The sequence below is a fragment of the Nostoc sp. NMS9 genome, from assembly GCF_017114995.1.
Taxonomy (GTDB): domain Bacteria; phylum Cyanobacteriota; class Cyanobacteriia; order Cyanobacteriales; family Nostocaceae; genus Nostoc.
In genome coordinates this window covers 1-14,207 of the sequence record NZ_JABXKL010000019.1, presented here as the reverse complement: position 1 = coordinate 14,207, position 14,207 = coordinate 1, and the positions used below count along the sequence as shown (strand labels likewise).

Below are 14,207 nucleotides of genomic sequence, written 5' to 3'. Positions count from 1 at the left end.
AAAAAATAAGATTTTTCCTTAAGACTTACGCAATGGCAAAGTTCCACAAAAATGCGTAAGTCTTAAATTTTTTGCCCAATTTTGGCTAAATTTTGATTTTTTGAGCGGGACAGCCAAATTATAGGTAAATATTACAGATTATTACTTTGTCTCTCATAGTAAAGACTAGGGTACTATTAATCCCCTATGTTTTTGTTTGGCTACTCACAGTTAACCTGATCGAGAACACGCCAAAAATAATATCCGCCATTTGTGAATATTAAGGAGAACTCATGGTTCTTGATGCTTTTTCCAGAGCTGTAATTACGGCTGATGCCAAAACCGCTCCTATCGGTGGTGCTGACTTGGCAGCCCTTAAGTCTTTCATCGCTGAAGGCAACAAGCGCCTTGATGCAGTGAATGCGATCGCCAGCAATGCTAGCTGTGCAGTTTCTGATGCGATCGCTGGGATTGCCTGTGAAAACACTGGTTTGCTACAAGCTGGTGGTAACTTGTACCCCACTCGTCGGACTGCTGCTTGTCTACGTGATGCCGAAATCGTTCTGCGCTATGTAACATACGCGCTATTGGCTGGTGATTCTTCCGTATTGGACGATCGTGCTTTGAACGGTTTGAAAGAAACCTACACAGCTTTGGGCGTACCCACTGGCTCTTCTGTACGGGCTTTCCAAATCCTGAAGGCTATCAGCGTCGCTCACATCACCAACACCAACACTGAAGCTAACGCTGGTAAAAAATTCCGTAAACAAGAAGTTGTTCAAGGCGACTGCTCTGCTCTAGCTGCTGAAGCTGCTAGCTACTTCGATCGCGTAATTTCTGCTTTGAGCTAATCGCTCACGGCTAAAGGCTGTTTAGCCAAGCAAACTGAAATTAAAACTCGATCAAATCTAATCTGGAGTATAAAAAGCAATGAAATCAGTTATCACTACAGTTATTGGATCTGCTGATGCAGCAGGTCGTTTTCCCAGCAGTTCCGATCTAGAATCCGTTCAAGGTAGCATTCAGCGTGCTAATGCTCGTCTAGAAGCTGCTGAAAAGCTAGCTTCTGGTATCGATAACGTAGCTAAGGAAGGTTATGATGCTGCCTTCAAGAAATATCCTTACCTGAGCCAAGAAGGTGAAGCTGGCGACACTCAAGTTAAGAAAGATAAGTGCCTCCGCGACATCAAGCACTACTTACGCTTGATCAACTACAGCTTAGTTGTGGGCGGTACTGGTCCTCTGGATGAGTGGGGAATTGCAGGTGCTCGCGAAGTTTATCGCTCTTTGAATCTGCCCACCGCTCCTTACGTTACCGCGTTGACTTATACTCGCGATCGCGCTTGCTCTCCTCGCGACTTGTCTCCTCAAGCGTTGGTTGAGTTCCGCTCTCTTCTTGACTACGTAATCAACTCCCTTTCATAGTCATAGGGATTGACTAGACGTAGACGAGCGATCGTCATACTCTAAAACTCAGGGACTCTCAGTCCGTTGCTTTGCCTGTATCAGGTTGAGTGATTGACCAAGAGTCCCTAAGTTGTTATTAATTCGTAATACTTCGACTTCTCTACGAGACGCTACGCGAACGCTCAGTACCAGTTCGTAATTAATGATTGAACTTGGGGGATTTAAACAGGAAAATTTTCTTTTATGACAATAGATTCTCTATTTGCACAGTTAAAACACCCTAACCCCAATTTGCGGGAACGAGCCATGTGGGAACTGGCTGATGTCCGAGATGAAAATACCATTCCTCGGCTGATGGGTATTTTAGATGAAGAAGATGTCACCTATCGTCGAGCTGCGGTAAAAGCACTGGGTGCTATTGGTACAGATGCTGTACCGCTACTGGTAGAGTCATTAGTAAATAGTGATAATGCGACCATTCGGGGTAGTTGTGCTAAGGCTTTAGCACAGGTTGCTGCTAATCATCCCGATGTTCCCTTCCCATCTGAGGGCTTACAGGGATTAAAAACAGCGCTCAATGACCAAAATGCCGTTGTTTATATTGCATCAGTGATGGCTCTGGGTGAGATTGGTTCTCCTGCCTTTGAGATTTTGACTGAAGCTCTGAAAACAATAGATAATGTGGCGGTGGCTGTGGCGATCATCAATGCACTCGGTTCGATGGGTGATATCCGAGGGGTGGAAGTGCTGACGGCATTGACAAATGATGAATCTGTCGATCCGTATGTTCGGGAGTCAGCGGTGAGTGCTTTGCCGCGATTAGATCAAGTGATTAAATATAAGAGAGAGTAGCGATCGCTCTTACAACTACTTTTATCAATCCCAATAGGGCAGATAGATTAGATGAACAGACTGGGTTTCACCTGAAAGGAACCTCCGAGCACCTTAGCTTGTGCCTTACTAATCGACCGCTTACCGTTCACAACCTCAGACACCACGCCGCTCGGCCCGATGATGCCCACCAAGTCCGCTTGACGGGTGTCACTGACTTCCATTGAATAGTTCTGTGCCTCATACGCTTCAATCAGGGTTACTATCAGCTTATGCAGAGCTTGCTCTTCTAGAGTCCGGTTTTTGCAAAATGTTAGGCGCTCTGCTACAGCTAGGGCGCGATCGCACTCCTCTTCCGTCTCAATCACCTTGGTAGTGTAAATGTCCATCGCCTTATTCCCAAGCTTCTTCCTCTAACTGCCTCTCAATTTGAGAAATCGCCAACTTAATAACTGCCTGAACCCCCGCTTTTTCTTCCTGAGTTAATGCGGCTTGCAGGGGTTCTAAAGCAGCACCATCGCCAATCTTCATCAATGCCAAAGCCGCTGCTTTTCGAGTTTCCCAATCGGGATGATGCAGTAACTCAACGAGGCTAGGAATTGCCGAACGATAGGTCAGGCTACCCAAAGCTGCTGCTGCTTCACATCTCACAATTTCAGATGGATCGTTGAGGGCGTTAATTAAAATATTAAACGCTCCTTCTTCAGTGCCTTCTTGAGCAATTTTAGCGATCGCACCTACCACCGCAGCCCGAACTTCAGCTGATTCTGAGTTAATCTCTCGATATAAATGCTCCTTCGCTTCTGCCCCAATAAATCCCAACGCCCATACCGCATGACCTTTGGCACTTTCTGGATACTCGGTTGACGCTAAGATTTTCAGCAATGCTGGTACAGCTGCTTCACCTATTTTGGCAAGCCCCCCCACCGACGAGGTTTTGACCACCATATCTTCATCATTTAAGAGGGCATTGACCAAAGTGGGAATTGCGATCGGGTCAGCGATCAGTGTCAGAGTTTTAGCGCTGGCTCTCCGCACAACTGGGTTTGGATGACTTGCCACAGCTTCCATCAATAAAGGGGTAGCTGGTTTGCCGATTTTACCCAAAGCCTCTGCAAAACTCAACCTAACCATGCCCCGTGAGTCCCCCATACTCTCAACCATCCGCTTTAGTAGCTCTTGGTCATCCGAGTTGAAGGTGTTTAAGCTTAATTGCTCCCTCACTACTGCAAATAAAGCATCAGTTTCTGCATGGGACAAGTTTAACGAATCTGCCCCGGATTGAGTTTCGGAGTTGAGCATATTAACTTCTAGCTAAATTATCAAGACAAATGACTAGTTGCTGCCACTCAGTGCAGCCTGTTGATTACGGAGTTCCTGGAGGGCAGAATCAATCTTGGCAAGCTCAGGCTCCAGTTTTGCCATAACGCTTACTCTCATCAACTTTGCCCGTTTTGCCGTTTCCGTAGTTTCTTGAACTAGACGTTCCCGATATTGCTCAAGTTCTGCAATTACTTCTGCTACATCTTGAGCGGTTATGTTATTGGCTGTTGTGAGTTCAGAGGTTTCATCCATAAGTTTGGTTTCCTAAATATGTGTTTATATGAATGATGTGCGATCGGTGTTCCCAAAAATGTTTGTATTTGGTTACTCGCTAAAGACCAACGTTTAGCTGTTACATAAAACTGAACAATTAGCAAGAGGCAACTGAACTAATAGCTGACAAATGCATATATTATGATCTTCTCAGATCGCGTTACCACTGGTAAAGCTTTTTGACGTAAATCTTCAAAAGTTTAATCCAACTACATTCTGGAAAAAGATCGTGGAAACGACAAGAAACAACCCACTAGATATACGTCATATTAGTCCCACAGTAAGAGAGCTAATTAAGCAATACGCTGCTGTAAATAACTGTACGCAGGCGGAAATGCTAGAGCGTATTGTTTTAGAGTGGAACACCCAACAAAGTGACAGCGAACGACCATCAGGAGATGAGGATGAATAGCTTTTTTGTACAGTTTTTTTGAGGGCAATGATGCCGTTTTTTAGTTTCTTTGGCTCTACCTCGGCCAAACGTTGTTATTTTGTACTCTCCACGTTTAGGCTTCTTCTTCCCAGTCCCCAATCACTAGTACCCAGTCCCTAGTACGATAGTAAAAGTGACCTGCAAGCAATTATCCAAGAGCCATTTATAGATCAATGGATAAACCTTTTTTTAAAATGTTTGGGCTAACAGAAGAAGAAGCAATCGCAATCAAGCAAATAACTCCTTGTAATTACAAATCATACGATATTACTTTGTCATCCTTCTTAAGAGTTATATTCGCACTAAGAATTCAATTACAAATTACGTTAGCGCAGCAGTAGCGGCGTAGGAGCGTCATTACGAATTACTTTAAGAGATTTCTTCCAGTGGAAAAATATCTCCCCGCAAGTAGGATTCAAAGTTTTTCTTAAAGTATTGAATGCTTGTCACATTCGGCTCATCGCTTTCTGTTGGCGTGAATTCATAAATTGGCACTTTTTCCCTTACCAGCTTGACCAAGCTAGGATGAAGTTGCTCAAAAGAATCTACTCTAAATATTGTGGTTTCAAATCTTAATTTAGCTGGATGAGCATATCCTAACTTCATCCAGGGCAACCAAGGACAGTCCCGCGCCCATTTAGCAGGAGGGACTTCAGTTGTATCAGGTCGGCAAGTATTTGAGATAAAGTACTCAACTCCCTTAAACTTTTCTCCAGGGCAATAGTCTGAATATTTGCTATCTCCTGCTAAGGGATGCGGGTATTCTAAAGGAATTTCCATGACAGAGGTAATATATCCACTGCCTTTAGGTATGATAAATTTCTTTGGTTTGACTGAACCTTGGACAATACGATTAGCAATATGTACTACTGGTACTGGTTGACTCGCTGTTGGTGACTTCCAAAAGTGCAGAATCTCTTGCGTGTCTGGGTCACAAAATAAACCCAACTCTCTATTGATGCGATATCCGACTTCGCTGTACTCAGAATCAGGCTTGATAAATACTTTGGTAGCATTCATCCCAATAATAGAGAATAATTTTTCTTTTGATTTTTCTGGTGTTTCTTGCCACCAAATTTCTCCAGACCAGTTGTAATAAAGCTGTAACCCATGATTTTTTCTGTAAAAATCGAGGTTGTTAAATTCGTAGTCATCTAAATAATCACTCATATTTGTTCCTATTATCCTCAAATAGCTACGTAGACGCTTTTGATGCTTCAATCAATCCCGAAATAGAATTTACCGCTATTTCCCAATCCCCAATCCTCTGTACCCAGTCCCTAGTACGATAGTAAAAGTGATCTCTAAGCAATTATCCAAGAGCCATTTATAGATCAATGGATAAACGTTTTTTTAAAATGTTTGGGCTAACAGAAGAAGAAGCGATCGCAATTATTGATACACCATTAGAACAACTCGAAGACGCTTCTGATAAGTATATTGCTGTTTCCCATTTAATTAACTTCCAGACTGAGCAATCGATCGCAGCTTTGGTACGGGCGATTGAAACCAGTAACCCTGATGAGTTAGACCACCGGATTGTTCGACGCAAAGCTGTGGAAAGTCTGGGGCGATTGCAAGCCGAATCAGCTTTACCTGTAATTCGGCAGTGCCTTAAAGATGATGATATTTATACTGTTGAGAATACCGTGTGGGCAATTGGAGAAATTGGGACTAAAGATCCAGAAATTCTCGAAGAGGTAGCGCAACTGCTGGATAAACCAGGTCAAATCTATCGAGTCATTATTCACACTTTAGCTAACGCTGACTATCAGCCGTCCCTAGAACGTGTACGGAAGTTTACCCAAGTTGAAGATGAACCTACCCGTAGTGCTGCGATCGCTACAGTTTGTCGCTTCACGGGTAACTATTCCCAAATTAGTGAAGTGATAGCGCTACTACAAAGTTCTAGTGTCAATGCACGGCGCGGTTGCATTCAAGACCTGATTGATTCCCGCTACTACAAAGCCATCCCAGAAATTGCCCGTTGTCCTGTATCTCTGGTGTTTCGGTTGCGAGGATTGCGGATGCTGTTGGATATAGGTGTTCCCAGTGGTGAAATTAGCTTTACAGAAATTCAACCTTACTTAGAGCAAGTACTCTACGATCATCCCAACGACCTCGATCTAGTACATGAATATGATGCTCCTCCTGTTCTAGATTTTGTGATTAACGAACTCTACGAAACCGATTTTGGACGGTGTTATTTAGCAACAAAAACCTTACTAGATATTTATCCACAAGAAGCACCAGCAGCGCTTTTAGCAACTTATTCGGACAAGGCATATAACGATTATGGCGCTCATTATCATGTCATGAAACTTTTCGGCTGGCTAAAATATGCACCCGCCTACGATTTATTAATAGAAAACCTGCAAAACCGCGAACCCCAGTTTCAGAAATCTCGTGCAGCCTGTGCGATCGCTCTTGGTGAATTGGGTGATTCACGAGCAATTCCTGAAATCAAAATTTGCCTAAATACGCCGATTTGGGATTTGAAATACACTTGTTTATTAGCGCTAGACCGCTTAGGAGACTCCTCTGGTCGGGAAATTTGCACTGGCGATCGTGATTGGTTAATTAGGGCGAAAGCGACGAGTAATCAATAGTCAACTCTAGCCTTAGTGACTGGGAGTCGTGGCGTGGCTACTCTTACGAGAACGCTTTCAACGAACCCGTTGGGCAAGGAAAAATTGAGGCTTGAAACCCACAAAGGTGGGTTTTGCCTGTGTAGACGCGGTTTATAACCGCCCTTTTACTTGCTAGTTGTGACTGCTTCGTTTAAAACTAACTTTGGTTCTGGTGTCTCCTCTTCCTCTTCTGGCAAACTGAAAATTGACCTGTACAACTTCACGTACTGCTTGGCAGATTGATACCAACTAAAATCTTGACTCATGCCGCGTTTTTGTAGTTCTTGCCATTGCGGTTTGAAACGGAAGCCTTCCCAAGCTCGGATCATACAAGTGAAAAGGTCTAGCGGTTCATAGCGATCGAAGCAATAACCAGTACCGGCAGCATTTTCAGGATCGTGATGGGTTACAGTGTCAACTAACCCACCTGTGCGGCGGACAATGGGTACAGAACCGTAGCGCAAAGCCATCATTTGGCTAATACCGCATGGTTCAAAACGGCTGGGCATCAAGAAGGCATCAGTACCAGCGTAGATCCGGCGAGACAGGGCATCGTTATACAGTAAGTAAGTTGCCATGCGTCCCGGAAAGCGGGATGCTAATTGCCACATCTGAGTTTCATAGTAGCGATCGCCTGTCCCTAACAGTACAAACTGGGCATCTGTATAAGATAGGAAGCGATCAAGGATTTGCAATATCAAATCAATGCCTTTTTGTTCCACTAATCGGGTAACAATCCCAATAAAAAAGGTTTTGGAGTTGACTTCTAGTCCTAATTCTTGTTGCAAAGCAATTTTATTGGCTTTGCGTTTTTCTAAAGTATCAGCAGTAAAGGTTTGCTCAATGTATTTGTCATTTTCTGGGTTATATACCTCAGTATCAATACCGTTGATAATTCCAGATAATTTACCGCTAATAAAAGACAGCAAACCTTCTAATGTTTCACCGTAAGTAGGTGTCTTGATTTGCTCGGCATAGGTAGGGGAAACTGTATTTACCTTATTGGCAAATTGTACTGCCGCCGCCATAACGTTGTGTCCTTGCATGTACCAGGGACACCAAGTAATTTTCTCTAAATACCAACGCCACGGTCCTTGATAAGCCAGGTTATGGATGGTAAACACTGTGGTGATATCAGGATCTTGGTGCATCCACACGGGAATCATCCCTGTATGCCAATCGTGACAATGGATAACATCTGGCTTCCAGTAATTCCAGGCAAACTCGGCTGCACCATTAGCAAACAATGTGAACCGCCAATCTTCATCATCTCCAGAATAGATGCGGCGCGGCATAAAGGACGGATGTCCAAATAAGTACAAGGGAACATCAGTACCAGGCAGAATACTTTCGTATACTGCAAAGTGCTGGAACATGGCATCTCCCCACCAGATCGGTTCTTGGGGAATTTCCATTTTGTCTGGCAGGAAGCCGTAGTAAGGCAAGAATATCCGCACATCATGCCCCATTTCTCTCAGGACTTTGGGTAATGCCCCGACAACATCACCCATTCCTCCTACTTTCGCAACGGGTGCTGCTTCTGCTGCAACAAATAGAATCCGCATGGTAATTTTTGCTTCCCTGAGTCTATATTGTCAAATTAACTTTCTGAAATCCCGACCAACGCGACTTGTCGCGTCTGGCACATCTTTAGTGCAACGGCGATCAATTATTATCTAATCACATCGGCTTGCCCAATTGCTTAGGAACCGCGCTGAATCACCGCAAAAATTTCTGATAAAATTTCTTGCGCTCCCTGTTGTCGCAACAGTTCTGCTAGTTCTGTGCCTAGTGCTTCGGCGTTATTGGCAAGTCCGGTTACGGTATCTTTGACGAACTTTTGACCATCTACACTGGCGACTATCCCAGTTAAGGTCAAATTCTCACCAGATATTTCTGTATTTACACCGATGGGTACTTGACATCCACCCTCTAGAGAACGGAGAAAAGATCGTTCGGCGAGACAGCGATCGCGTGTTTCGGTATGTTCGATCGCTTTGAGTAGAGATAGCACTTCACTATCATCAGCACGGCATTCTATCCCTAAAGCACCTTGTCCAACGGCGTGCAGGGAGATTTCTTTAGGTAGAACTTGATGAACGCGATCGCCCATTCCCAATCTCTCTAACCCTGCTGCTGCCAAAATCAAAGCATCGTATTCGCCTGCATCCAGTTTTGCCAACCGTGTAATTAAGTTTCCCCGCACATCCTTAAAGGTAAAGTGAGGGAAATGATGGCGTAACTGTGCTAACCGCCGTAGAGAAGATGTACCAATTACCGCGCCTTCTGGCAATGTATCGATTTGTTTATCTTTGTGCTTTTCATGCACCACTAATGCGTCTGCTGGGTTTTCTCGTTCAGTAATTGCTGCTAACGTTAACCCTTCTGGTAAGTGAGTCGGCAGATCCTTAAGAGAATGAACCGCAAAGTCAATCTCTTGATTGAGCATTCCGAGTTCAAGTTCTTTAGTAAAAAGTCCTTTATCGCCAATCTTAGCTAATGCTACATCCAAGATTTTATCGCCTTGGGTAGACATGGTGTGGACTTCAAAAGTGATGTCAGGAAAGCTTTTCTGAAGTTGCTCTTGTACCCAGTAGGTCTGAACCAGAGCAAGTTGGCTTTTACGTGAACCAATCCGAATAGTGCGTGGGGGACTAGAAACAACTGAAGTCATAAAACAATATATCAAAGGAGGCGATAAATTCACTCTCATCTAGACTACCGTAATCAGGGACTGATACGAATTTTGGGTTTTGGATTTGGGATTTGGGATTACAATTCTTTACCAAAAGCTTGTTTGAGGAATCTCAAATAATAGAATTTTTATGCACTGAAGATGTTGCGATCGCCATTGTGAGCGATCGCAACATCTCAAGTTTCAGCTAGTACCCACCAAATTTTGGGAATAACCAAATGTAGTCAGCAAAGTAAACAAGACAATCAGTGTCAGCATCGAAGCTAACAACAATGACACCACATCTCTGTCAGAACTGCGTAAGAAGGTCTGTAAATTAAAAGGCTCAACCTGCTTTCTCGTCATGGAAAGCGGCAATTTATCAGGATAATCTTCGCCATAACGAGCAATTCTGGCAAATGGTAATTCCCGTAAAGAGCGTCCTTGTAAAATCCGTCGCCGTTGAGAGGGAACTGTATTGTAACCAAAGTTATACCAATTTAAAAAAAAAATGCGACAGATACATACTCCCAAACCTTTGTTCTGTCAGGCTTTCTTAATTTTGAATTTTGAATTTTGAATTTTGAATTGGTATTACTCATGTACTCCTCACTATCCACCAAATCGTCGATAAACCTGTGCAGTCCTTTAGTAGCTAGCACAATCGACCAGGCTAGTTTTTCGCGTTCATTGTAAACCTTGCAACCCAACAAGCGCTGTACGCATATCTGCACAAAGCGGTAATTGTTGTTGCTTTCGTAATTGAGTCGCCGAAATGCATCAGATATTGCTAACCCTCGAATGAAATCCCTGACTGTAATTTGACCGATTCTCAGTTGGGATTCTAGACAAGTTTGGCGATTGCTATCTAGCATCTGTTGTTCGTGGAAAATCTGGCGATAGGCTGCCTTAATCAAGGCATCCATTTCTAGTAATGATTGCAGATATTCGGCTGTATAAATTCTAGGTTGCTCAACTCAAACTTCGCTACTAAACGGATAAACTTGCGATCGCTGATTTCACTTTGCTGAAACTACGACTCAAGAACAGTAATTTGCTCACTTTCCATAATATAGGAATTTCTTAAAACCTGTGTATATACAATTCTGATGATGGATACCTTTATAGCGGTTCCCATTCAGATGCGGTACAACATTCACGAGTGTAGGGTGTATCTCGTTCCCCTGCTCTGACCATTAGTGACAACTTAAGATTCATGTAAGCTTGTCAACAGGTGCATCAAGGAAAAAAACGATGGGAAATCCAAGAGTGGGAAACCCAGACCACAGGCGATCGCGAAACATACCAGCTCCTGAAAACGAGATTTTTAAAAGGGTTTTGGCTTAAGTTTACACCAATGGGCAGTGCCGTGCCCCTACGGGTGTACCTCACGTAAACGAGAACTGCTATAAAGGTTCTTGCCTTTTCTTGGTGTATGATGCGATCGCACATCGCAGTGAACTTGGTCAATATCTCTAAAAAACTCAGCCCCAAAAGGGAAGTTGAAAATTTACAGGAATGCTAAGAATAATTTGCTATCTTCATTAGTTATCCAAGCCTAGTTATTTACCTTATGAATCGTTCCGCCTGTCTGATCTTCAATCCTGTTGCGGGTCAGGGCGACCCAGATACAGAGCTAGCAGAAATTCGGGCAATATTAGAGCCAGATATCGATCTAGATATTTATTTTACAACTGAAGAAATCGATGCTGACCAACTGGCATATCAAGCTGTAGAGCGAGGAGTAGATGCAATCATTGCTTCCGGGGGGGATGGTACTCTCTCAATAGCGGCGGCGGCTGTAGTCGGAACTGATATCCCATTTGGGATCATTTCCAGAGGAACAGCAAACGCTTTTGCCACAGCTTTAGGAATTCCTGACACGATCGCAGGTGCGTGTCAGGCAATTTTGCAGGGAGCAACCACCCATGTAGACGTAGCCTATTGCAACGATCGGCCAATGGTACTCTTGGCAGGTATTGGCTTTGAAGCTGAAACTGTAGAATTGGCAGACCGAGACGCCAAGAATCGCTTTGGGATGATGGCCTACGTTTTGGCAGGAATCCAGCAATTAAGAAGCTTACATAACTTTGATGTTGAAATTGAAACGGAAGATAGGATAATTAGAACTAGTGCCTGTGCAGTAACGGTAGCAAATGCCGCGCCTCCCACTTCAGTTTTGGCTCAAGGACCAGCAGGTTTGATTTATGATGATGGGTTACTAGATTTAACGATTGTAGCTCCAGCGAACAAGGCAGGAGCGATCGCTGCCACGTTTCATCTATTTCAAACGGCTTCTACAGGTAACGCCGTAGACCGGGATGATATTGGCTTTGTGCGAGCTAAACAATTTAAAATTACGACTAACCCACCACAAAAAGTTGTTCTAGATGGTGAAATAGTAGGCACAACACCTGTAGAAATTAAGTGTGTACCAGCAGGCTTAAGAATTTTTGTGCCATTAGTAGAAGAAGTTGAGCCTACCGAAAAACTAGAGGGACTTCCTAATCTGACTATTGAGATGAAAGATACAGCAGGAGAATGAGGGTATGGGGCATGGGGCATGGGGCATTGGGCATTGGGCAGAGCGGAAAAATTTACTGCAATTTCCCCTGCTCTCATGCTCCCCTGCTTCCTTCAATTAAAGATTCAGGAGTAGGTTGTATTGAAACTTGTATCTGATCCAACGATCGCTAACAAAATTCGTAAAATGAATCAGCGGGTACGGTGGCAAGATCCGTTAATTATGGAACGGAATATCGACCAAACTCGGCTGGTTTTGGAAGATGGTCAAATAGACAATTCTGAGTTCTCATTTTTAGTTGTCGGTGATAGTGGTTCCGGCAGTCACCGGGGACACAATCCCCAGCGACAGGTGGCTGAACTTATGCTGCCCCATCACAACGAATCCCGTTTTATGCTGCATACGGGGGATGTGATCTATTTAGTGGGATCGAGTGAATACTACCAGCAAAACTTCATTCAGCCTTACCGAGAGTTTCTCTTGGGCACAGAGCATCGCAAACGGATTGCCTATGACCAGATGGTTTTTAAGCTGCCCATTTTACCTGTGCCGGGAAATCACGATTACTATAACTTGCCGATTTTATTAAGCTTGGCATCTCTAACAACATTACCCATTCGTCACCTGTTGCGATCGCGGTTAGACCTAGATGTAGGCTTGCATGGCTCAGGATGCGGTGACGCTTACGCAAAGGCATTTCTCGACTATCTTCAGGCGTTTCAGCTTCCAGGAGAGTTAGCGAGTCACTTAGATCGGTACTACACAGCCAAGACAGATACAGGTCGTTGTCTTTCATATCAACCTGGGCACTTTACCCGCCTTCCCAATCGCTATTACACTTTTCGTTATGGCGGTATTGATTTCTTTGCTTTGGATTCTAATACATTTAACGATCCACCACCGCTACCGAAAACAAGAAAAGGTGATGCCGATCGCAAACTCTTAGAAAAACGCCGTGAAGATTTCGAGCAAGAAAAGCAGCAAATTATTGAAACTTCAGCCAAACTTCGTCCCGAAAACCCTAATGAAGCCGATCAATTAGACGACTTCCATGCCAAGCTGTCACAAATTGAAGAAATTATTGTTGATATCGATAAGCAACTAGCTACTAATAAAACAACGCTGACTGACACTGAACAACTCGATTGGCTCAAGCAAAGATTAATTGAATCTTGGAATAATCCTGAAGTTCGGGGAAGGATAATTTATTTCCATCATCCACCTTATGTAACTGAGGCGACGAAGTGGCAACAAGCACAAACTCTAATCGTTCGCGATCGCCTGCGTGGCGTGCTGGATGCGGTAGCTAAAGAAATCGGTTCTTTAACTCAGGGTCGTCCTTTGGTGGATTTGGTATTAAACGGTCACGCACACTGCTTGGAACATCTAGAAACAATGGATACGGGACACGCTGACTCTCATATCCACTGGATTGTTTGTGGCGGTAGCGGGTTTAGTTTGCGACGCCAGCGGATTGAGGGAGCAAATTTGATGGAAACTTTTGGGAATGAAAATAGATTAGTGGCGCGATCGCATCTGTTCATCGGTCGCAACGGTCAAGGTTTTCAGAAGCGACGACCTTATTCAGGTTTACGCATTGACGTTAAAGGCGATGGACAGCCCAAGTTTATTGTCCGTCCTTTAGTTGCCGAATGGCATCAGCGGCAATGGCATAATCGTGAACTTGAGCCGCTGATTATCTAGTAATACTGCTGTATTAAACCCGTAGAACCCCAAAGACGCTTTGTCACCCCTTCAGAGTTTGCTTACGGTGTACACACGAGTGTTTTGACTGACAATACGATTGTTTCGGCTGACAATACGATTGTTACGCCTGACAATGCCATTGTTTCGGCTGACAATGCCATTCTTACGCCTGAGAATAAATGTAGAGACGTTATATGTAATATAGTATCCCGCTAATTAGTTATAATTACCGAATCTATGCGGAAAGGCCAAAAACTCTGCCCCTCTGCGGTCTTAATGGTAATACCATTTCTTTGTGAGGCTGCGCCAAACCCTCTTAACTTCTTCTTTCTTTCTTTGTGTCCTTTGCGTCCAACTCTTACGAGATGCTGCGCGAATGCGGTTCGTTTTTCTTTCTTGTACTTAAATATGGTTTAGCGCATCTTC

Annotated in this window: 14 protein-coding genes and 1 pseudogene; 7 read left to right on the top strand and 8 right to left on the bottom strand. The window is 43.8% G+C overall.

Annotated elements, in window-relative coordinates:
* The first annotated feature begins 272 nt into the window (after positions 1-272).
* From HWQ40_RS06890 to HWQ40_RS06880, 3 genes are all read left to right on the top strand, one after another.
* Positions 273-830 carry a bleomycin hydrolase gene (locus HWQ40_RS06890; protein ID WP_292775944.1) on the top strand — a complete coding sequence of 186 codons (558 nt, stop codon included), beginning with the start codon at positions 273-275 and terminating at the stop codon, positions 828-830.
* A gap of 79 nt (positions 831-909) precedes the next feature.
* Complete coding sequence (locus tag HWQ40_RS06885; RefSeq protein ID WP_292775942.1) at positions 910-1,404, top strand: bleomycin hydrolase; 495 nt, start codon at positions 910-912, stop codon at positions 1,402-1,404.
* A 225-nt stretch (positions 1,405-1,629) separates the two neighbouring features.
* Positions 1,630-2,238 (top strand): HEAT repeat domain-containing protein, encoded by a 609-nt coding sequence (locus HWQ40_RS06880; protein ID WP_292775939.1) that lies wholly within the window; start codon positions 1,630-1,632, stop codon positions 2,236-2,238.
* Positions 2,239-2,285: 47 nt separating this feature from the next.
* Here the strand turns inward: HWQ40_RS06880 and HWQ40_RS06875 are convergent, their stop codons facing one another.
* Genes HWQ40_RS06875 through HWQ40_RS06865 form a run of 3 tightly spaced genes read right to left on the bottom strand, consistent with a single transcriptional unit; the run spans position 2,286 to position 3,792 of the window.
* Complete coding sequence (locus HWQ40_RS06875) at positions 2,286-2,606, bottom strand: transcriptional regulator (protein WP_292775937.1); 321 nt, start codon at positions 2,604-2,606, stop codon at positions 2,286-2,288.
* 4 nt (positions 2,607-2,610) lie between these two features.
* Positions 2,611-3,519, bottom strand: coding sequence for a HEAT repeat domain-containing protein (locus HWQ40_RS06870; RefSeq protein WP_292775934.1), 909 nt, complete (start codon positions 3,517-3,519; stop codon positions 2,611-2,613).
* 33 nt (positions 3,520-3,552) lie between these two features.
* Positions 3,553-3,792 (bottom strand): hypothetical protein, encoded by a 240-nt coding sequence (locus tag HWQ40_RS06865; protein WP_289795387.1) that lies wholly within the window; start codon positions 3,790-3,792, stop codon positions 3,553-3,555.
* Positions 3,793-4,042: 250 nt separating this feature from the next.
* On the opposite strand from HWQ40_RS06865, the gene HWQ40_RS06860 reads away from it, so the two are divergent.
* Positions 4,043-4,225 carry a hypothetical protein gene (locus HWQ40_RS06860; RefSeq protein WP_094350501.1) on the top strand — a complete coding sequence of 61 codons (183 nt, stop codon included), beginning with the start codon at positions 4,043-4,045 and terminating at the stop codon, positions 4,223-4,225.
* A gap of 390 nt (positions 4,226-4,615) precedes the next feature.
* On the opposite strand, the gene HWQ40_RS06855 is transcribed toward HWQ40_RS06860, so the two are convergent.
* Entirely contained in the window at positions 4,616-5,416 is an 801-nt protein-coding gene (locus HWQ40_RS06855; RefSeq protein ID WP_292775931.1) for a DUF1838 family protein, read from the bottom strand.
* Positions 5,417-5,583: 167 nt separating this feature from the next.
* Between HWQ40_RS06855 and HWQ40_RS06850 the strand changes: the two genes are divergently transcribed.
* The gene (locus tag HWQ40_RS06850; protein WP_292775929.1) at positions 5,584-6,855 is read left to right on the top strand and encodes a HEAT repeat domain-containing protein; all 1,272 of its coding nucleotides are present in this window, start codon (positions 5,584-5,586) and stop codon (positions 6,853-6,855) included.
* A gap of 146 nt (positions 6,856-7,001) precedes the next feature.
* On the opposite strand, the gene glgA is transcribed toward HWQ40_RS06850, so the two are convergent.
* The 4 genes and pseudogenes from glgA to HWQ40_RS06830 all read right to left on the bottom strand — a co-directional run.
* Positions 7,002-8,441 (bottom strand): glycogen synthase GlgA, encoded by a 1,440-nt coding sequence (glgA, locus tag HWQ40_RS06845; RefSeq protein ID WP_292775927.1) that lies wholly within the window; start codon positions 8,439-8,441, stop codon positions 7,002-7,004.
* Between the two features lie 137 nt (positions 8,442-8,578).
* A complete protein-coding gene (gene hemC, locus HWQ40_RS06840; protein WP_292775925.1) occupies positions 8,579-9,550 on the bottom strand; it encodes a hydroxymethylbilane synthase in 972 nt (323 codons plus the stop codon).
* 204 nt (positions 9,551-9,754) lie between these two features.
* Positions 9,755-10,084 (bottom strand): hypothetical protein, encoded by a 330-nt coding sequence (locus HWQ40_RS06835; RefSeq protein WP_292775923.1) that lies wholly within the window; start codon positions 10,082-10,084, stop codon positions 9,755-9,757.
* A gap of 59 nt (positions 10,085-10,143) precedes the next feature.
* Positions 10,144-10,524, bottom strand: a pseudogene (locus tag HWQ40_RS06830) (phycobilisome rod-core linker polypeptide); the annotation flags it as partial.
* A gap of 599 nt (positions 10,525-11,123) precedes the next feature.
* Between HWQ40_RS06830 and HWQ40_RS06825 the strand changes: the two are divergent.
* Together HWQ40_RS06825 and HWQ40_RS06820 are read left to right on the top strand one after the other, a co-directional pair.
* Positions 11,124-12,095 carry a YegS/Rv2252/BmrU family lipid kinase gene (locus HWQ40_RS06825; protein ID WP_292775921.1) on the top strand — a complete coding sequence of 324 codons (972 nt, stop codon included), beginning with the start codon at positions 11,124-11,126 and terminating at the stop codon, positions 12,093-12,095.
* A gap of 120 nt (positions 12,096-12,215) precedes the next feature.
* Complete coding sequence (locus tag HWQ40_RS06820; RefSeq protein ID WP_292775919.1) at positions 12,216-13,778, top strand: metallophosphoesterase; 1,563 nt, start codon at positions 12,216-12,218, stop codon at positions 13,776-13,778.
* Positions 13,779-14,207: the final 429 nt, after the last annotated feature.